The following is a 20,541-nucleotide window of genomic DNA, read 5'->3' as shown; positions in this document are numbered from 1 at the left end:
ATATTATTTGTAAAACTCCTTTATCCTCTCGATAACGATATCCTGTTGGCCGGGTGTCAGCTCCGTGTGGATCGGGAGCGATAACACGGAACACGAGAGTCTTTCTGCCGTGTCGAGCGTTCCCGCCGCCCGGGCGATCGATTTGAACGCCTCCTGTTTTTGCAAAGGCAAAGGATAATAGATCATGGCCGGTATTCCGGCTTCTTCCAAGTATTTTTTCAGGGCATCCCGTTTTCCATTCAACACTTTCAACGTGTACTGGTGATACACGTGAGTGGTGTAAAGCATCTCCTCCGGGACCACGATTCCCGGAATATTCCGTAACCGGGCCGAGTAATACCGGGCCGCCTCGTGCCGGGCCTTCCCGTACTCGTCGAGGTGTCTCAATTTCACGTCCAACACGGCAGCCTGAATGGTGTCGAGCCGGGAATTACATCCCAAAACGTCATGGTGATATTTCACCCGTTGACCATGATTGGCAATCATCCGGATTCTCCCGGCCAACTCCTCGTCATCGGTCATCAACGCCCCCCCGTCACCGTAACAACCGAGATTTTTCGACGGGAAAAAGGAGGTACAGCCGATATGGCCCATGGTTCCGGTTTTTTTTCTCGTTCCGTCCGCAAAGGTATACTCTGCCCCGATGGCCTGCGCGTTGTCCTCCACCACGAACAGCCCGTGTTCGGCAGCAAAAGAGAGGATCGGTTCCATGTCACAACTTTGCCCGAACAGATGCACCGGCACGATGGCTCTCGTCTTCGAAGACAAGGCATTCCTTATGTTATCGACAGTGACGTTAAAAGAGGCGTAATCCACGTCCACCATGACAGGCGTGAGCCCCAGCAAGCCGATGACCTCGGCCGTGGCCACGTAAGTGAAGGCAGGCACGATTACCTCGTCGCCGGGTTGCAAACCTAAAGCCATGAGAGCGATCTGCAAAGCGTCCGTGCCGTTTCCGCAAGGAATCACGTGTTTCACCCCGCAATAATCGGCCAGGTGACCGGAAAATTCCCTAACTTTAGATCCGTTAATAAACGCCGTCGAATCCAACACCTCCTGTATTCCGGCATTTACCTCTTCTTTTATTTTATCATACTGACCTCTCAGGTCCACCATCTGAATGTTCATCATATAAACTAATGATTATCTCACCATTAAAATGGATTAATTAAAGTAGAATAAAGATTCTTGAACGAGCTCTACTCCAAGATCAAATATCGACCGATTAATGATATATATCCTCAAATATAGAGTAAAATAAATATATGTTAATATATACTGTATTTTCTGATTAGAGACTCATGAGTTATTTCATAGCTCCGCCCGGTCAATCCCATGTGGGATCTAATCAGACTTTTCAGTTTTGTATCATAAATGATACATTTTCGACCGCATTATAACGAGTGCAAAAGTAAAAAAATAATACTACATACAAAATAAACGACTCTTTTATCTCGCATTTAGCAAGCTTTTTTATCGATCATGCTCTTCACTATCATTTTATTGTTGAATTCATTTTTTCTGTTGCCGACATTTATTTTTTATATAAACCATTCATCATAGAACGTAAAGTTCTGTCAGGATTTATTATGTATATAAATTAACTTAATTATATATATAATTACATATCAAACATCAACTGAAAATATCATTAATCGGTCGTTTATTAAAAGATTTTTCACAACATAAAAAAACATTTAATAAGGTTATATAAACCACTAACAAACAATAATTTGACATAGTCAAATATAATAAAAAACAACTAACAATATTTTATAATTTAAAGTACTAAATATCCGCTTGCTGAGAATTAAAATACAATTACAAATTAGTTATATCCCAAAATAAGTAATCATTGAGATACAATCGCTCATCAGGATAGTACTTCGCAATTTATTAAATAATGGCATTTGATTTTTTAGGTTTTTATAAAAACAGTTCTTTTGCGAGAAATGCACTGACCTTAACCATAGGTACAACCATTGCTCAATTTTTGCCACTATTAATTTATCCTGTTCTTGCGCGAATTTATAGTCCTGAGCAGTTCGGCATCTTGGCATTATTAACTTCGCTCATATCGATTCTAACTGTTATCTCTACAGGAAAATACGAATTTGCTATTCTGGTAGCAAAAGATGATAAAGATGCCGCCAACATCACTTGTTTGTCACTGGTAATCAGTGCTCTATTCTTATTATTTATTTTATTGCCATTGTTTTTCTTCCGGGACGAAGTTGGGAGATTATGTGGTAATAATTCGGAATATTGGATATTAATTTGTCCGTTTGCTGCTTTCTTTATCAATATTTTTAACTGTTATAATGAATGGTGTGTCAGAAAAAAATATTATTTCAATTTATCTATAAATAAAATTACCAATTCCGTATCCGTAACGTTAGGTAAACTACTATTCGGATTTACAAAATTTCAAAATTCAGGTTTGATCATCGGAGATATCATTGGGCGAATAATCACTGCCTTATGTTGTGTTTTCCGTGTGTTAAATAAAGATTGGGATATCTTTAAAAAGGTTACCTACAAAGGGATAAAAACAATGGCTCTTAAGTTCATCGAATTCCCTAAATATACAATGCCAGCCCAATTACTGAATACTATAGGAGGATCTGTTCCAATATTAATACTCGGAGCTTATTACAATAACACTGACGTCGGTTATTTTTCTATGGCAATAACAATACTCAGCGTACCGATCAGTGTAATAAGTATATCAATACGAGACACTTTTAGACAAAAAGCGAATGAAACATATTTGGAACAAGGAAATTTCAGGGGACTATTTGTGAAATTATTTAAGATTCTTTTTGTATTAACTTTAATGGCTTCCCTAACCGTTATCTATTTTTTACCCGATCTTTTTGCATTCGTATTAGGTAAGCCATGGTCAGTAGCAGGCAAATACGCCCAAATATTACTTCCCATGATCGCCATTGATTTTATTGCAATATCCTTATCTGGGGTATTAATCATAACCAACAAACTAAAACAAAATTTAATATGGCAATTATACTATACATTCGCCTCTATCGCACCGTTAATAATCGCTTATCTATGGGATTGTAACATTTACTATGCGTTAATATTATTTAGTGCCTTCAGAGCTTCTGCCTATATATACTTATTGTTTTTATCGTTCTATTATTCAAAAGGAGAAAAATAGACAATGATTCATTATCAAGGTTTAAGAAAAAAATTAATTAGAATCGCAAAAAGAATTTTGGGTATACCTCAAAATCAAACATTAACTCTTAGAAGTTTTCAGAAGTATTTTAGGTTAAGATTCGGACCTTGGGTATATAAAAAGAAAATAAATACTAAAGATATTATAGAGGAGATGAAAAAAATGGGAATGAAAAATGGAAGTAATATCTTCATTCATTCTACCTGGGATGAAATGTATAATTATAACGGCTCTGAAGAAAATCTGATAGATGCGATTTTAGAAGTAATCGGCCCTGAAGGGACATTAATCATGCCGGCCTTGCCCCTATTACGTAAAGGGAAAATTTTTGATGTGAAAAAGAGTATTACAGGAGCAGGGACTTTGGCCGAAACTTTTAGAAGGTATCCCGGCGTAAAAAGAAGCATCAATGTGCAACATTCGGTTTGCGCTTTAGGTCCCCAAAGTGACTTCTTACTCAAGGAACACCATTTAGGAGAATCTTGCTGGGATGAGAAATCTCCTTATTTTAGGTTGTCTCAGATTGACGCATTAGTTTTTACACTCGGTCTAAGAAGATATTATATCGGAACAATGCTACACTGCGTAGAATCTGTATTAAGAAAAAGTTATCCTTATTATTCTTCTTTTTACACCCGGGAGCCGGTCAAACATGAATATATAGATTATGACGGCGAACATAAGTATTATTATTGCTATGATAATAGATATGTCAGATATAAGTTTTTCGCAACCAAAAGAATGACAAAAAAGCATTTCAATAAAAATTGGTATGCCTGTTCTCAAATCTCAAATTTAATTATCGGAGTATATCACGCAAAAGAGATAATACCTCATTTAATCAACTTGGGAAAAAAAGGAATCGACATGTATCAAAACTCAGGAAAAAGAGGTTATAAATTTGACAAGTAATAAAATGAAGAAAGCATTCATATTTCCAGGCCAAGGCTGCCAGAAAGAAGGCATGGGAAAAGAACTTTACGAAAACTTTCCCCGGGCAAAGGAACTTTTTGAACGGGCTAATGATTTTTTCGGCAGGCGTATAACCGATGTTATGTTTCGTGGAGATGAACTGGAATTAATGGAAACTAAAAATACACAGCCTGCCGTTTTCGTGTATGAGGTCGCCACGGCCTTAACACAAAATGAAATTCAACCGAATGTTGTCGCTGGACATTCTTTAGGAGAATTCGCCGCTTTGGTTGTAAACGGTTGTTTATCCTATGAAGATGGTTTAAATCTTGTTTTGAACAGAGCTTTAATCGGCCAAAAAGTATGCGAAAAATTTGACACGGCCATGGGAGCCGTTATCGGTTTTCCGGATGAATATATTCAAAAAAGATTAAAAGAAATCTCTGAAGAGTCCGGTGAACCTATCTACTTTGCGAACTATAACGGCCCCGGTCAGGTAGTCATTACAGGCTCGAAGGCAGGAGTAAAAATAGCCTGCAAAACATTTAAAAAAGAAGGAGCCAAAAAGGCCGTACCCTTAGCCATCGGGGGATCGTTCCACTCCCCGTTTATGTTAGAAGCGGAAAAAGAATTAGGTAAAATAATCAGAGACACGGAATTCAGAAAACCACGTTGTCCCATTTACCAATGCGTGGACGGGAAAGCTCATGTCAACCCCAAAGAGATCCAAGATAATCTCGTTATCCACATAACACATTCCGTATTATGGACTGCCATGGTCAATAATATGGTAAAAGACGGAGTAACGGATTTTTACGAAGTCGGCACGGACGATACGCTGCAAAAGATCGTTACTCGCATGTATCCCGATAAAAAAGTAACTTCCATTTGGGAAATAGAAGAGTATAATAGTATAAATCCATTTAAAGAAAAAGAATCATGAAATTAGAAGAATTCGTACAGTTATTCGCAGAACAATTTGACGATACCCCGGTTGAAAAATTCACACCTTCAACAATCTATAAAGACTTAGGTGAATGGGGATCATTGGTGGCACTGTCTATAATTGCCATGGTCGACGATGAAATGGGGAAACGCATTTCGGGAGGAGATTTAAGATCTTGCAAAACCATAGAAGATTTGTATAATTTGATTGAGTCCAAGTAATGGCATTTCTTGAAGTCAAAAAAGTAAAGATAGCAGGAATTTCAGCTTGTGTTCCTTCCGGCGTGGAAGAGACATTCGATTACGATCTTTTACCAAGAGAGATGCTGGAAAAGTACGTAGAATCAGTAGGTGTATTGAAAAAACACCGGGCAAAGGAAGATCAATGCACCTCTGATCTCTGCTGTGAAGCGGCTGAAAAATTGATAACGGATCTGCAATGGGATAAATCTGAAATCGATTTGTTAGTATTTGCCTCGCACACGGGAGACTATAAACTCCCTTCCACGTCTTGTACTCTTCAGCATCGTTTGGGTCTACCGACAGACATCATGGCATTTGACATAAACCACGGGTGCTCCGGGTATTTATACGGTCTGAGCATCATCGGCAATTTGATGTCAACCGGATCTTTTAAAAAAGGTTTACTTCTAGTCGGAAATACGCAATCCAAAAATGTCAGCTATTACGACCAAAGTACCTATTTGATATTCGGCGATGCGGGAACGGTTACCGCTTTGGAATATCAACCGGACAATTACGACTTAATGAAGTTTCACTTTCTCACGGACGGTTCCGAGTTCAGCTCCGTGTATATTCCCGAGGGGGGATACCGGCATCCTATCACTCCGGACTCTTTCGTCATGGAAGAAGACGAGGAGGGCATAAAGCGGAACAAGACACACCTGAGAATGAACGGGACAGATGTCTTCTCTTTTGCCAATTCTTATATGCCTAAATCTATCGGGGCCTTGATGAATCACTACGATATCAATAAAGACGATATCGATTTCTTAGTCATGCATCAGGCCAACAAATTTTTATGCGAAAAGATTCGCAAAAAAATAAAGATACCGGCAGAAAAGACTCCTTATACGTTTCCCGATTACGGAAATACGAGTGGGGGTTCCATCCCGTTAACCATGACGTTAAAATTAAACCAGCCGTTAGCGAAAGAGAAATTAAAGTTACTGATGTCGACTATTGGAGGTGGGTTCTCCGTGGCATCTGCATACATCGAAACGCAAGGTGATATACATTGCTCTGACCTTGTATATTTATAAATCTACATGAATAACGCGAATACATGAATCCCTTCAATTTACAAAACAAGACCATACTTGTCACGGGAGCCTCGTCGGGGATAGGTAGGGCTACCGCCATAGAATGCTCAAAAATGGGGGCCTCCCTGATCATCACGGGACGTAACGAGTCCCGTCTACGGGAAACATTGAATTTATTGGAAGGAGAAAATCATCAATCCGTGCAGACCGATTTAACTTCCGATGCCGGAATTGAAGCACTATGCCATCGGATTGATAAAATAGACGGGGTCGTGTTATGTGCAGGTATTAATGATAAATCGTTAATTAAGCATGTCAATCGGGATAAAATAGATCGAATGATGAACATTAATTTATTCGCACCGATTTTATTAATTCGCTCTCTATTAAAATCAAAAAAACTGAACAAATTCGCATCGGTGGTCATATTATCATCCATTTCCGCCTACTATCCGGCAGTTTCCAATGGATTGTATGCAGCCTCAAAAGGAGCATTAAATTCATTCTCTAAAATATTAGCGTTGGAATTACTACCTCTAAAAGGCAGGGTTAATTGTATCCAGCCCGCTTTCGTTGAAACCGAGATGCTAAAAAAATATACATTGCAAGAAGAGATTGAAAAAATAAAAGAAGATTACCCATTAGGAAGATTTGCCCGACCGGAAGAGATCGCCTATGCAGCCATCTATTTTTTGTCTGACGCATCCCAATGGGTAACCGGTAATTTTTTCATCATGGACGGAGGATTTACTTTAAGGTAAGTATGTTATGAAAAAACTGATCATAATCGGCACCGGCAATTTCAGCAAAGTCGTTGAAGAATACGCACGCAAAAGCATGGCATACAACAAGGAGTGGGTGATAAAGGGATATCTAAAATCTGAATTCGATACACCGAATGACACACCCACCCTCACTTCAACGGTAGAGGAATACTCCATAGAACCGGAAGACGTTTTTATCTGTTCGTACGTGAACGGACAGGAACGGGAGATTGTAACACGGTTCATAGAAGCTAAAGGCGGACATTTCATCAACATTATTCATCCTTTCGCTAATATTTGTTCTTCCGCCAAATTAGGAAAAGGGAATATAGTAGGAGCTTTTACTACGATATCGGTCAACACGACAATCGGGAACCACACTATTGTACAAGATCATTGTAACGTGGGACACGACTCGGTAATCGGGGACTATTCCCATCTTTACGTTGGAACACTTGTCAGCGGTAAAAACAGGATCGGGAACGGAGTATCCGTTTTCACGGGATCGGTTATTTATCCCGGTTTACCAATCGGGAATAAAGCAACCGTAGGAGCGGGAAGCGTCGTGATGAGAAAGGTGAAAGAAAATTCGATCGTGGTGGGAAATCCGGCAAAGGTAATGGATTAAAGACTTGGTTCAGATAAAAAGAATAATAAATTCTCCGGTCTCTTCCAATTGCTATATCGTGTCGCTCCCGAATCGGAACGATTGCATTGTGGTGGATCCGGGAACACCCGATCCTGTTTCAATCGTTTCTTTCTGCCGGGAGAATAATTTGGAACCAGAATATGCCATACTGACACATGAACATTATGACCATTGTATCGGATATAACGAATTAAAAAGATATTACCCGGACATCAAGTTAATATGCTCATCCGTCTGCGCCCAAAATATCCGGTTACCGGAATGGAATCTTTCCAAATATGCAGAAAATGTCATGCAGACAAGTATTCAAGAGGCAGATATCCATATTGAAGATACAAGTAATCCGCTAAATTGGAATAATTGTTTCATTCGCTTCTTTCTAACCGAAGGGCACAGCAAGGGAAGTATCTGTTTCAGTATCGACGAGAAGTTTTTATTCACGGGAGATACTCTTATACCTGGTTATAAAACGATTACCAAATTAAAAGGCGGTTCAAAAGAAAAATTATCGGAATCTTTGAATAGATTATCAAATTATTTCAAGGGTAAAGAAAGTGAACTAATAATCTACCCGGGACACGGGGAAAGTGTTTTGTTCAAAGAAATTAATCATAAAGATTGAATCTTATTACAATTCGAAAAATGTTTGAAAGCAAATACGGCAATCTTTGGATTATTCTTTCAATTATCTTATACAGAATAACATTAGATTATTCTTATGAATTGGTTATATCAGATACATTCGCCTATATGGGACTTGGTAATAATTTTAATACAAGCAATTACATCATATCATGGTGTTTTTTATTGACATTCGTTCCGTTTATCACGAATATGAATAGAAATATCACATATTCCAATTGTGTATTATTACTGCTTTCCGCCATATCGCTCGTTCCTTCCACGACTTTAATAGCCTATTTGGATTTCGATGCTAAGTTTGTTTTACTGCTGTATATTTATTGGTTATGTTTTTTTTCATATAACGCCTTTTTTCCTAAATTTCAAATCAAAACGAATAGTAATAAAAAATTGTTTCTTCTGATAAGCCTGTTATTATGCATGAGCGTACTGTACATATCGTGGAAATACACCGGATTCAGATTCCATTTCGGGCTTAAAGATGTTTATGATCTGAGATTAGAGGCAAGAGAATACAACGTCGGAGCGATCGTCGGTTATTTAGCAACAGCAGCCAATAAATTATTGCCCATTATTTTGATTTATTGTATTTTAAAAAACAAGAAAATCGCATCTATCGCATTGATAGTTGTTATCCTTCTCAATTTTGGTATAGAAGGTAGTAAAGGTGTTTTATTTTCATTGTTTTTGTGTGTATTAGGTTTCTATTTTTTTAGGTATAAACGAACGATACTGGTATACGGAATGCTTGCTCTAATGAGTACTTGGAGTATTGTGGAATTTATTTTTCTTAAAAAATTTTTTTCCGGTTTTATAATTTATAGAATGTTATTGATTCCGAGTCAATTGAATTATTGCTATTATGACTTTGTTAAAGATAACGAGCTCGATTTCTTCAGACAAGGTTTTTTAAGACATTTGGGATTCGAATCTCCCTATGAAGGGGGAATCGAATTTTTAATTGGTTCCAGATATTTCAATGATTATGAGACACGGGCAAATAATGGATTATTTACCGATGCCTATTATAATTGCGGGATCATAGGAATATTAATGTTTCCCCTGATATTGATTTTTTTATTAAAATTAATAGAATCCGTATCGAATGGAGTAGATGAAAGATTGATGTTTGTTCCTGTGTATATGGTCGCTTTGGCATTTTTAAGTACGACATTTACAACGGCACTATTAACCCATGGCCTTTTATTGTTGATGTTGATGTTATACTGTATTCCCCGGAATAAAGATGTCTATCAATAAACTATTTCCACCCAACTATTCTTCTGTATTCTGGATTGTTTAAATTAATATATAAATAATTTATGAAAGCATGTTTTATGGGGTTAGGCTATATTGGCTTACCCACAGCTATTATTGCCGCCAAGCATGGCATACAAGTAACCGGTGTAGACATTAACCCTCAAGTGGTAGAACTTACCAGCAAGGGACAACTACATATTATAGAGCCCGGACTGGAAGAATATCTTCAAGAGGTAGTTCAAAACGGATATTTGCGTGCTTCTTTGCAACCTGAGACAAGCGATGCTTATTTCATCGTGGTCCCCACTCCTTTCAAAGGGAATCATGAACCGGATACCTCTTACGTTGAAGCTGCGACCCATAGTGTTTTACCTTTCTTAAAAGAAGGAGATTTATATGTCATCGAATCAACGTCCCCGATCGGCACCACGGATAAAATGAAAGAATTAATATTTTCTAAACGCCCGGAACTAAAAGATAAAATTTACATTGCTTATTGTCCTGAACGGGTTTTACCGGGAAACGTGATTTATGAGTTGGTCCACAACGATCGGGTAATCGGGGGTATAAATCCTGAATCTACCGAGAAGGCTTCTGCTTTTTACGGTCAGTTTGTTCAAGGGACCTTACATAGGACCAATGCACGAACGGCTGAGATGTGCAAACTTACCGAAAATTCCTCCCGAGACGTCCAAATCGCCTTTGCCAACGAGTTATCATTGATTTGTGACAAAGCCGGGATCAACGTGTGGGAATTAATAGAACTGGCCAATAAACATCCGAGAGTCAACATCCTTCAACCGGGTTGCGGAGTCGGTGGACATTGTATAGCGGTAGATCCTTATTTTATTACGGCTGATTTTCCCATGGAATCCAAAATTATTGCCGACGCCCGGGAAATCAATAACTATAAATCATTTTGGTGCGCAGAAAAAGTACAGAATGAGATGCTGAAATTCGAATTGAAGAACCATCGTAAGCCGGTCGTAGCTATGATGGGACTTGCGTTCAAACCCAATATCGACGATCTCAGAGAATCTCCGGCCAAATACATAACCAGCAAAGTAATGCAAAGCTGCAATAACGCCGATATTTTAGTTGTTGAACCTAATGTTCAGGACCATAAAGTATTCAAACTGACTAACTATAAGGAGGCTTACAACAAAGCTGACATCGTTGTTATGCTCGTCGCACACAATGAGTTCAGGGAACTACCTTGGACAACTCAAAAAATAATGCTCGATTTCTGCGGAATCTATAAAAAATAAGGATGAAAAAAATAATGCTCGTTTTTGGAACGCGTCCGGAAGCAATTAAAATGGCTCCTCTGGTAAAAGAGTTTCAGAAATACCCGGAACAATTTCAGACTGTTATCTGTGTTACAGGTCAACACCGAAAGATGTTGGATCAGGTACTACAAATTTTTGATATAAAGCCAAATTATGATTTGAATATCATGAAACAAGGCCAAGACCTGTATGACATAACAGCCAGGGTCTTAACAGGTATGCGAGATGTATTGAAGGAAGTTCTACCGGACGTCGTGCTTGTTCACGGGGACACTACCACCTCGACAGCCACGGCTTTAGCTTCTTTTTATCAACAAATCCCGGTCGGACACGTAGAAGCGGGATTGCGCACGCATAATATTTACAGTCCCTGGCCGGAAGAGATAAATCGACAAATTACAGGAAGAATTGCAACTTATCATTTTGCCCCGACGTCTTTGAGTCGGCAAAATCTATTATCGGAAGGGATACAAGAGGGAACAATCACCGTAACGGGTAATACCGTGATTGATGCCTTATATATGGTAGTTGAAAAAATAAAACAAGATGCGGCTCTAAGCTACCGATTAAAACTCTCTATACAAAACAGCGGCTATGATGTGGAACGGTTAAAAAACAATCGCCGCCTGGTTTTAATTACCGGCCATCGTCGGGAGAATTTTGGGGAAGGTTTCATTCATATGTGTAACGCAATAAAAACTTTGACAAAAAAATACCCTCAGGTAGATTTTGTTTATCCTATGCACCTTAACCCAAATGTTCGTAAACCTATTCACGACATTTTCGGTTCAGAGCAACTAATCAATATGTTTTTTATCGAACCGTTAGAATACCTGTCGTTTGTTTACCTCATGGAAAAAAGTACTATCGTACTCACGGATAGCGGCGGCATACAAGAGGAAGCTCCAGGGTTGGGAAAACCAGTTCTGGTAATGCGAGACACAACAGAAAGACCAGAAGCCGTAAATGCCGGAACAGTAAAATTAGTCGGGACTGATTATGAAAAAATCATTTATGAAGTATCCGAACTATTAGACGATATGAACTATTACAATCAAATGAGTAAAGCAGTAAATCCTTACGGAGATGGAAAAGCATGCGAAAGAATTATAGATAAATTAAAATAATCATCATTGAACAATAATGAAAATTTGTCATTTGACGGTAGCACACGGACGTTATGATGCACGTATATTAAAAAGAGAGTGTTACAGTTTGAAAAAAGTCGGCCATGAAGTAATACTACTATGCGCTGACAATAAACCGGATGAGGTTTTAAACGGTGTGAGAATTGTCTCCTGGGGTAAAAAAACTTTATCTAAATTTCAACGCGCAAAATTACTACTATTCCCAAGGAGGTTAGCGAAAGATGCATTAAAACAAAATGCTGATATATATCAATTTCATGATTTGGAACTTATCGTCTTGGGATTATATTTAAAAAAAAGAGGAAAAAAAGTAATTTTCGACGCTCATGAAAACTGGGAAGCCTATATAACGGAGATAAATTTTTTACCGAAATTTCTTTCTAAAATTTTATCAAAAAGGCTGACCTTTTTCTACAAAAAACATTTGAATGACTTTGATGCGATCTTCACAGTCTCCCCTAATATGGTAAGCAATCTGAAACAATATTCGGATCAGGTATATTTCGTTCCTAACTATCCAATAATAAATCATTTACATGAAATATCCCAACAAAAAGATCAAACATTCATATATGCCGGAACCGTATATGAAATGAGTAATCAAAAACAGATTTTACAAGCCCTCACTCGCGTGCCAGCAGCCAAATATACGATTGTAGGCAAGATTAATCCCGAATTAAAAAAACAACTTCAGACCATGCCGGCATCAAAACGTGTTACATTTATAGATTGGGTTTCCAAAACGGATTTAGACCAATATTATTCTAAAGCACTCGCCGGACTTGTCGTTTTTGATTACGTGGGAATCTGTTGTTATACCGAGGGACAGTTGGGATCGAATAAAATCTTCGAATACATGGACATGGGATTACCTGTAATCTGTACAGACTTTCGACTATGGAAAGAATTGATCATAGACAAGTATCACTGTGGAATATGCGTACCTCCAGGAGACAGCAAAGCCATTGCCCAAGCCATGCAATACATCATTGACCATAAAGATGAAGCTTACCAAATGGGTAAAAACGGACAAAAAGCAATCTCGGAAGAGTTTAATTGGGGAAAATACGAAAAAGAATTTTTGTTGAGATACAACGATTAAGTAATAATTTTAAATTATGACGTTAAATAACGTAGAGATTATACATCTCCCTCAATTTTTAGATAATCGAGGGAATTTATCTTTTATAGAGCAAATGAAGCACATTCCTTTTGATATAAAACGCTCCTACTGGATATACGATGTGCCTGGCGGACAGATTCGAGGAGGACATGCTTATCGTAAAAACGAGGAATTCATCGTGGCTTTGTCCGGAAGTTTTGATGTCGTTTTGGATGACGGAAAAGAAAAAAAGATTTTCTCCTTAAATCGTTCCTATTTCGGATTATACGTTCCTAAATGTATTTGGCGACAAATGCAGAACTTTTCAACGAATTCCTTAGCCTTGATATTAGCGTCAACTCCATTCGATGCAAACGATTATATCTACGATTACGAACTATTTAAATCATTATCAAATGAGGAAAGAGAGTAGAGTTTACGATTGTACGATCATCGAGCTGGATAAACACCATCAAGAAAGAGGAAATATTTCCGTTGTAGAGAATAACAAGACCATACCTTTCGCGATTAGACGGGCTTACTATTTATACGATATTCCGGGAGGAGAATCAAGAGGAGGGCACGCTCATAAAAATTTGTATCAATTGATAATTGCGGCAAGCGGTAGTTTCAATGTTACTCTCGATGACGGAGACGTGAAACGTACTTTCACATTAAACCGCCCTTATCAAGGCTTGTTAATCGTTCCGGGAATATGGAGAACATTGGATGATTTTTCCTCCGGTTCGGTCTGTTTGGTTTTGGCTTCGATGGAGTATGACGAAACGGATTATGTAAGGGATTATCAAGAATTTTTAAATCTCAAAAAATGAGTTTTATTCACCATTTATCTGATGTCCAGTCTAAGAAAATAGGAAAGGGGACAAAAATATGGCAATACTGCGTTGTACTTCCCAATTCGATTATTGGAGAAAATTGTAATATTTGTGCACACGTGCTGATCGAGAATGAAGTACAAATAGGGAATTACGTTACGGTAAAATCGGGTGTACAGCTTTGGGACGGAGTTATCGTGGAAGATCATGTTTTCATTGGCCCTAATGTTACATTTACAAATGATTTAGTCCCTCGTTCCAAAATTTATCCTCCCGCATTTATAAAAACTTACTTAAAAAAAGGATGCAGCATCGGAGCCAATACCACGATTATAGCAGGAGTAGTGATCGGTGAATACGCATTTATCGGAGCAGGGAGTGTTGTTACTAAAGATATTCCTGCTAATACGGTTTGGTATGGAAATCCTGCAAAACAAAAAGGGTACATAACGTGTGACGGAATTCTTTTAGACATGGAGATGAAGGATAAAAACGGAAAACAATACAAGATATGATTAAATTTTTAGATTTACAAAAAATAACGACCAAGTATCAGGGAGAAATCCATGCAGCAGTTAAGCGAGTTATAGATTCCGGTTGGTATTTGCAGGGAAAGGAAAACGAAGCATTTGAAATTAATTACGCCCGATATATAGGAACGAAATATTGTGTCGGTTGCGCAAATGGATTAGATGCATTAATTTGGATATTTCGAGCATATATAGAGATGGGAATCATGCATCCCGGCGACGAAATCATTGTTCCTGCAAATACTTATATAGCTTCCATATTAGCGATTACGGAAAACGGTTTAAAGCCTGTCTTGGTAGAACCCGATATAGAAACCTACCAAATAGACGATACAAAAATAGAAGCTGTGATCACGCAAAGAACGAAAGCGATTCTAATTGTTCACCTGTATGGGCAATGCGCCTATTCCGAACAAATCGGAGAGCTTTGTAAAAAATACAATCTGAAATTGATTGAAGATAACGCCCAGGCTCATGGGTGCCAGTTTAACGGTAAAAAAACCGGTTCGTTAGGAGACGTCAGTGGTCATAGTTTTTACCCGGGCAAAAATTTAGGAGCATTAGGAGATGCAGGTGCAGTTACCACGAATGACAAAGAGTTGGCAGAAGTAGTCAGAGCTTTGGCTAACTACGGGTCAAGTCAAAAATACATTTTCAAATATACAGGACGGAATAGTCGCTTGGATGAAATTCAAGCAGCCGTACTAAATGTAAAATTAAAATACCTGGATCAAGACATTGCGATCCGCAAACAAGTAGCCCGACATTATATAAAGAATATTAACAATCAAAAAATTACTCTTCCGATCGTGAAAGATTGGAAAGCTCATGTATTTCATTTATTTCCGATCCGTTGCAAATACAGGGACGAGCTTCAACAGTATCTTACTCAAGAAGGAATTCAGACTATCATTCATTACCCAATCCCTCCACATAAACAGAAGTGCTATAAAGAATGGAATGATCTATCATTCCCCATTACAGAGCAAATTCACAGAGAAGAACTTAGTCTCCCGATAAGTCCTGCTATGACTGAATATGAGATACACACGGTTATTGAAACTGTAAACTCCTTCAAATAATGGAACAGAAAAAAACGGTTTGGTTAGTTTGTGTAAACGCACAACCCCCAGAATTAGATACACATTTAAGACATCAAAAATTTGCAGAAATGTTAATAAAGAAGGGGTATCATGTTATCATTTTTGCAGGTAGCTTTTTACATTATAATAAATCGAACTCTATCAACAACTCTCAAAAATACCTCCTATCAAAATACGGGGACAAACAATACGTTTTCATAAAAACTCCATCTTACACTTCCAATGGATTAAAACGAATATTTTCCATTTTTTTATTTGCATGGAGATTATTGTATTACAGGAAAAAATTTCCCAAACCTGATATTGTAATACATAATTTAAGGGTCCCTTTCGATTTTCCCGTATATGTTGCCGCTCGAAAGTTAAAAGCTAAATATGTTACAGAAGTATGGGATTTATGGCCGGAAGATTTTGTTGCTACCGGACTCATGAAACCCAAAAATCCATTTATTAAAATAGCATATCGAATTGAAAAATTTCTTTACGAAAAAGCTGATCGATTGATATTTACAATAGAGGGAGGAAAAGATTATATAGTAAACAAGGGGTGGGATACGGAACACGGCGGAAAAATAAATATCGATAAATACAATTACATCAATAATGGCATCGATTTAGATGAATTCGAATATAACAAAAAGAACTACATCCTACAAGACGATGATTTATCAGACAACTCTCACTTTAAAGTCATCTATTTAGGTTCAATACGTTTAGCAAATAACATACAGCAATTAATAGATGCCGCCGCTTTTCTTCGTGACAATTCTAAAATCAAGTTTTTGATATACGGAGATGGAGACGAAAGAGAAAGACTAATAGAATATTGTAAAAAGAATAACATAAAAAACGTCATTTTCAAAGAAAAGTGGGTCGACATAAAATACGTTCCCTATATCTTGTCGTGTAGTTCTCTAAACTTAATGAATTATAAAAAAGTAGAAACTCAAAAATACGGAGGAAGTCAAGGTAAATTATTTCAGTATTTGGCGAGCGGTAAACCAATCTTATCCAATAACGTGATGGGATACGATATTGTAAACAAATATAAAGCGGGTATATCGAAAAATATAAGTAACGCCCAAGAATACGCGGAAATTATCAATGAATTTGCATCGTTGGATAAAGAGGAGTATAATATGCTATGCAATAATGCGCTAAAGGCTGCTCAATTTTTTGATTACAAATATTTATTCAAAGCTTATTTTAAACTTATAAACGAATTATCATAAAGATACTTTATGGACTATGAAATCAGACAATTATTTTTTGATGACGGTATAGCATCATTGCAAAAGATAGTTGATTTACAAAATATCGTATATGCCGGCTCTAACCACGAGTTCTCTGTTGCCGGGTTTAAATACCTGTACTTGGACAATCCTTTAGGAAGAGTAATTTCATTCAACGCTTTTCAGGGCAACGATCTTGTCGCTCATTACGCTTGTATCCCCATGAAAATGAACATCGCCGGCAAGCTTGTTCTCGGCTTGTTGGATATAGCGACGGTAACACACCCGGATCATCGAGGTAAAGGACTCTTTAAAATGCTGGCTCAAAAGACATTCGACCACGCTAAAAAGAGCGGTTTCGGGTTCATTTTGGGAGTGGCCAATGCCAACAGCATACACGGTTACATGAAGTACTTCAACTTTACCCTTATCTCTAAACTAACGGTAAAATACGGCTGGGGAACGAGCATAAGACCCGCTTCGAACAAGACGTATAGCGTTTACTGGGACGAGGAGTTGTTGAACTGGAGATTAAGAAAACAGGAATACGCTGTCCATAAAACCTCTATCGTCGGGAAAACGAACTTCTACAAATTCCGAAACGTGTTGGGAGTAAAAACATTCATGGGTGTTTTCCCGGAAAAATTGCTGTCTAAGCTAAATTTGAAAAAATCCAACAATTTCTTGCGACCGCTAAATCTTTACGTGGGGCTGGGGGCAGACTTGAAAAATGGCCACTATTTCGGTATACCGAGTTTTATCAAACACTCTCCTTTCAATTTAATCTTCATGGATTTAACAGGTAACTTACCTCCTGTTACGAAAGACAATATCTTTTTCCAACTGATCGATTTCGATGTGGCTTGATCCCAATTTATCATCCGGCATAACCCTTTTACCACATTATTATAATGAACATTCTGACCTTTGATATAGAGGACTGGTATTGTCATGACAATTACTCCCAAAACATGGAGTGGGACAAGCACGAAGTTCGAATACACGAGCCCCTGGAAAGAATATTATCGGAACTGGAAAAAAAGAAAGTCAAGGGAACTTTTTTCTGCCTGGGATGGCTCGCGCAAAAACATCCCGAAGTGATCCGGACGATTCACGAGAAAGGACACCACGTGGGATGTCACTCTTACCAGCATGAACTGGCATTAAGATTAGATTATAAAGCATTCAAAAACAACACTTTCAAATCGAAAGCTCTGCTGGAAGACATCACCGGAGAAGCGGTGGATGCTTTCAGGGCCCCCTCCTTTTCCGTCATGAAACAAAACCTGTACGTTTTTGACGTGCTTGCGGAGCTGGGTTTTAAATACGATTGCTCTATATTTCCCGCCAACCGGGAATTCGGGGGATTAAAAGAATACGGAGAAGGTGTTCCCGGGATTATAAACGTCAACGGTTACCGATTAAAAGAATTTCCGATGAACGTGTATCGTTTCCTCGGTAAAGATATCATTTTTTCCGGCGGCGGGTATTTCCGGATTTTACCTTACCGGTTAACAAGGTATTTCATGCGACATAGCGATTACGTGATAAACTATTTCCACCCGAGCGATTTCGACCCGGCACAACCGAGGATGAAACACTTGCCTTTGATGCGCCAAATCAAAAACTCGATGGGCTTACGAGGCGCTTTCGAGAAATATCAGAAACTCATCCGGGATTTCGACTTCGTCGATATTCGCCAAGCCGATTCCCTGATAGATTGGGACAAAGCAAAAACTTTCGACATCAAAAACATACAAGTAATATGAATTTACTTTTCACGGGAGCTTCCGGTTTTTTAGGGAAAGAGGCAGGTCCTTTATTATCAAAAAAGTACGAGTTAGAAACGATCGGGTTAACCTCGTTTGATAATTACACGGTAAACCTGGCCAAAGAGGTACCGGTCTTGTCCAAGAGGTACGACGTGGTACTGCATGCTGCCGGTAAGGCTCACGTCATTCCCGGAACGGAGAAGGAAAAACAGGAGTTTTACGAAGTAAACCTGCAAGGCACGAGGAATTTATGTGAGGCGTTGGAAAAAGCGGGAGTACCAGGTTCATTCGTTTTCATCAGTACAGTTGCCGTTTACGGGTGCGAATCGGGAAGGTTGATCGGTGAAGATCACCCGTTAAACGGGAATACTCCTTACGCCGACAGTAAAAAACAGGCGGAAATCTATTTACAAGAGTGGTGCTCGATACATAACGTCATATTAACAATCCTGCGCCCCTCTCTATTAGCGGGAAAAAATCCCCCGGGAAATTTGGGATCCATGATCGAGGGGATCAGAACCGGACGTTATTTAAGTATTGCCGGAGGGAAAGCCCGTAAGAGCGTGTTGATGGCGGAGGATATAGCCAGGTTATTATTCATGGCTGTCGACAAGGGGGGTATATACAACGTGTGTGATAACGAACATCCGAGTTTTCGGCAACTCGAAAAAACGATCTCGGTTCAATTGGGCAAGAAATTACCGGTGAACATACCTTACTGGTTGGCTAAAGCATTAGCGTTAGCAGGCGATTGTTTGGGAAACAAGGCCCCGATCAATTCCTCGAAATTAGACAAGATAACGAGATCGTTGACTTTCAGTAACGAGAAAGCGAAGAGAGTGTTGGGCTGGGAACCGTTAAACGTGTTGGAACATTTTAAAATTCATTGATCCGGTCGTGTATTATTTTTTAGTTTTTGCTTTATTGCTGGTCCTCGAATTGATCTACTTCCATATAGCGGACCGATTCAATATTATCGATAAACCGAACGAGAGGAGCTCGCATACACGAGTTACCCTACGGGGAGGCGGAATTATTTTCTATCTCGGAGCCTTGCTCTATTTTCTTGCGGACCATTTTGAATACCCGTGGTTCATGGCCGGCTTGACCTTGATTACAATCGTGAGCTTTATCGATGACATCCATTCCGTGTCCAAGAGAGTGCGTTTAGCGATACACTTTACGGCCATGTTACTGCTATTCTACCAGTGGGGGGGCACGGCCTTACCCTGGTGGTATATCCCGATCGCCTTGATCTTCTGCACAGGACTGATCAACGCTTACAATTTCATGGACGGTATTAACGGCATTACCGGGGGATACAGCTTGGTCGTAACGGGAACTTTACTCTATATAAACGAATACCAGGTGAATTTTATAGAAGCACAACTATTATGGGTTATGGTGATCGCCATCACGGTATTCAACATTTTTAACTTCCGCAAGAAAGCGAAGTGTTTTGCCGGGGATGTCGGATCAGTCAGCATAGCGTTTATCATTTTATTCCTGTTAGGGAAGTTAATTATACAAACACGAGATCTCGGCTATATTATTTTACTGGCGGTATACGGGGTCGACAGCATACTCACGATTATACACCGGCTTCTATTACACGAAAACATCAGTCTCCCTCATCGAAAACACCTCTACCAAATAATGGCAAACGAACTTAAAATTCCACACGTTGCTGTTTCTGGGTTTTACATGTTACTCCAAAGCATCATAAGCATAGGCTACATCTATTGTGAAGCTTATAAATCCTGGTACTTTATAAGCATCATCCTGATCTTGAGTTTCGGGTACATATGGTTTATGAGAAAGTATTTCGGATTGCATTCCATAACACAATAAAAAAGCGGGAGACTTATCGATTTC

At 38.7% G+C, this 20,541-nt stretch carries 22 protein-coding genes; 21 read left to right on the top strand and 1 reads right to left on the bottom strand.

The features are described from left to right. Window positions 1-3: 3 nt before the first annotated feature. Window positions 4-1,128, bottom strand: a complete 1,125-nt coding sequence (locus BN3283_RS01680) for a DegT/DnrJ/EryC1/StrS family aminotransferase (protein ID WP_041504840.1) — start codon at window positions 1,126-1,128, stop codon at window positions 4-6. A 775-nt stretch (window positions 1,129-1,903) separates the two neighbouring features. Here BN3283_RS01680 and BN3283_RS01675 point away from each other — a divergent pair. The 21 genes from BN3283_RS01675 to BN3283_RS01575 all read left to right on the top strand — a co-directional run bounded on the left by BN3283_RS01675 (window position 1,904) and on the right by BN3283_RS01575 (window position 20,517). After that, a complete protein-coding gene (locus BN3283_RS01675) occupies window positions 1,904-3,178 on the top strand; it encodes a lipopolysaccharide biosynthesis protein (RefSeq protein WP_059025429.1) in 1,275 nt (424 codons plus the stop codon). A gap of 3 nt (window positions 3,179-3,181) precedes the next feature. Continuing rightward, on the top strand, window positions 3,182-4,111 hold the full coding sequence (locus BN3283_RS01670) for an AAC(3) family N-acetyltransferase (protein ID WP_059025428.1): 930 nt from the start codon (window positions 3,182-3,184) through the stop codon (window positions 4,109-4,111). Window positions 4,112-4,115: 4 nt separating this feature from the next. Further along, window positions 4,116-5,054 (top strand): ACP S-malonyltransferase, encoded by a 939-nt coding sequence (gene fabD, locus BN3283_RS01665; protein ID WP_041502350.1) that lies wholly within the window; start codon window positions 4,116-4,118, stop codon window positions 5,052-5,054. Further along, the gene (locus BN3283_RS01660) at window positions 5,051-5,278 is read left to right on the top strand and encodes an acyl carrier protein (RefSeq protein ID WP_041502351.1); all 228 of its coding nucleotides are present in this window, start codon (window positions 5,051-5,053) and stop codon (window positions 5,276-5,278) included. Before fabD ends, BN3283_RS01660 begins: the two co-directional genes overlap by 4 nt. Continuing rightward, a complete protein-coding gene (locus BN3283_RS01655) occupies window positions 5,278-6,339 on the top strand; it encodes a 3-oxoacyl-ACP synthase III family protein (RefSeq protein WP_041502352.1) in 1,062 nt (353 codons plus the stop codon). Before BN3283_RS01660 ends, BN3283_RS01655 begins: the two co-directional genes overlap by 1 nt. A gap of 23 nt (window positions 6,340-6,362) precedes the next feature. Continuing rightward, window positions 6,363-7,100 carry an SDR family NAD(P)-dependent oxidoreductase gene (locus BN3283_RS01650; protein ID WP_041502353.1) on the top strand — a complete coding sequence of 246 codons (738 nt, stop codon included), beginning with the start codon at window positions 6,363-6,365 and terminating at the stop codon, window positions 7,098-7,100. A gap of 7 nt (window positions 7,101-7,107) precedes the next feature. Next, entirely contained in the window at window positions 7,108-7,731 is a 624-nt protein-coding gene (locus tag BN3283_RS01645; RefSeq protein ID WP_041502354.1) for an acetyltransferase, read from the top strand. Window positions 7,732-7,735: 4 nt separating this feature from the next. After that, entirely contained in the window at window positions 7,736-8,374 is a 639-nt protein-coding gene (locus BN3283_RS01640) for an MBL fold metallo-hydrolase (protein WP_041502355.1), read from the top strand. A 212-nt stretch (window positions 8,375-8,586) separates the two neighbouring features. Next, window positions 8,587-9,654, top strand: coding sequence for a hypothetical protein (locus BN3283_RS01635; RefSeq protein ID WP_147625513.1), 1,068 nt, complete (start codon window positions 8,587-8,589; stop codon window positions 9,652-9,654). A gap of 62 nt (window positions 9,655-9,716) precedes the next feature. Further along, window positions 9,717-10,922, top strand: coding sequence for a UDP-N-acetyl-D-mannosamine dehydrogenase (wecC, locus tag BN3283_RS01630; RefSeq protein ID WP_041502357.1), 1,206 nt, complete (start codon window positions 9,717-9,719; stop codon window positions 10,920-10,922). Window positions 10,923-10,924: 2 nt separating this feature from the next. Next, window positions 10,925-12,070 carry a non-hydrolyzing UDP-N-acetylglucosamine 2-epimerase gene (wecB, locus tag BN3283_RS01625; protein WP_059025427.1) on the top strand — a complete coding sequence of 382 codons (1,146 nt, stop codon included), beginning with the start codon at window positions 10,925-10,927 and terminating at the stop codon, window positions 12,068-12,070. A gap of 16 nt (window positions 12,071-12,086) precedes the next feature. Further along, the gene (locus BN3283_RS01620; protein WP_041504789.1) at window positions 12,087-13,193 is read left to right on the top strand and encodes a glycosyltransferase; all 1,107 of its coding nucleotides are present in this window, start codon (window positions 12,087-12,089) and stop codon (window positions 13,191-13,193) included. Window positions 13,194-13,209: 16 nt separating this feature from the next. Continuing rightward, the gene (locus BN3283_RS01615) at window positions 13,210-13,626 is read left to right on the top strand and encodes a sugar 3,4-ketoisomerase (RefSeq protein WP_041502360.1); all 417 of its coding nucleotides are present in this window, start codon (window positions 13,210-13,212) and stop codon (window positions 13,624-13,626) included. After that, the gene (locus BN3283_RS01610; RefSeq protein WP_041502361.1) at window positions 13,610-14,026 is read left to right on the top strand and encodes a sugar 3,4-ketoisomerase; all 417 of its coding nucleotides are present in this window, start codon (window positions 13,610-13,612) and stop codon (window positions 14,024-14,026) included. The genes BN3283_RS01615 and BN3283_RS01610 overlap by 17 nt, the downstream gene beginning before the upstream one ends. After that, window positions 14,023-14,544, top strand: coding sequence for an acyltransferase (locus BN3283_RS01605; RefSeq protein ID WP_041502362.1), 522 nt, complete (start codon window positions 14,023-14,025; stop codon window positions 14,542-14,544). Before BN3283_RS01610 ends, BN3283_RS01605 begins: the two co-directional genes overlap by 4 nt. Continuing rightward, a complete protein-coding gene (locus tag BN3283_RS01600) occupies window positions 14,541-15,641 on the top strand; it encodes a DegT/DnrJ/EryC1/StrS family aminotransferase (RefSeq protein ID WP_041502363.1) in 1,101 nt (366 codons plus the stop codon). Before BN3283_RS01605 ends, BN3283_RS01600 begins: the two co-directional genes overlap by 4 nt. Then, a complete protein-coding gene (locus tag BN3283_RS01595; protein WP_041502364.1) occupies window positions 15,641-16,894 on the top strand; it encodes a glycosyltransferase family 4 protein in 1,254 nt (417 codons plus the stop codon). The genes BN3283_RS01600 and BN3283_RS01595 overlap by 1 nt, the downstream gene beginning before the upstream one ends. A 9-nt stretch (window positions 16,895-16,903) precedes the next feature. Then, window positions 16,904-17,761, top strand: a complete 858-nt coding sequence (locus BN3283_RS01590) for a GNAT family N-acetyltransferase (protein ID WP_052634389.1) — start codon at window positions 16,904-16,906, stop codon at window positions 17,759-17,761. Between the two features lie 44 nt (window positions 17,762-17,805). Then, complete coding sequence (locus tag BN3283_RS01585; RefSeq protein ID WP_041502365.1) at window positions 17,806-18,663, top strand: polysaccharide deacetylase family protein; 858 nt, start codon at window positions 17,806-17,808, stop codon at window positions 18,661-18,663. Beyond that, window positions 18,660-19,556: an NAD-dependent epimerase/dehydratase family protein gene (locus tag BN3283_RS01580; RefSeq protein ID WP_041504788.1), complete on the top strand. Its 897-nt coding sequence runs from the start codon at window positions 18,660-18,662 to the stop codon at window positions 19,554-19,556. Before BN3283_RS01585 ends, BN3283_RS01580 begins: the two co-directional genes overlap by 4 nt. A gap of 7 nt (window positions 19,557-19,563) precedes the next feature. Next, complete coding sequence (locus BN3283_RS01575) at window positions 19,564-20,517, top strand: MraY family glycosyltransferase (protein WP_059025426.1); 954 nt, start codon at window positions 19,564-19,566, stop codon at window positions 20,515-20,517. Window positions 20,518-20,541: the final 24 nt, after the last annotated feature.

It is taken from the genome of Gabonibacter massiliensis (assembly GCA_001487125.1).
In the GTDB taxonomy this organism is placed as follows: domain Bacteria; phylum Bacteroidota; class Bacteroidia; order Bacteroidales; family Marinifilaceae; genus Gabonibacter; species Gabonibacter massiliensis.
The sequence above is the reverse complement of the archived record's forward strand: the minus strand, read 5'-3'. Positions and strand labels throughout refer to the sequence as shown.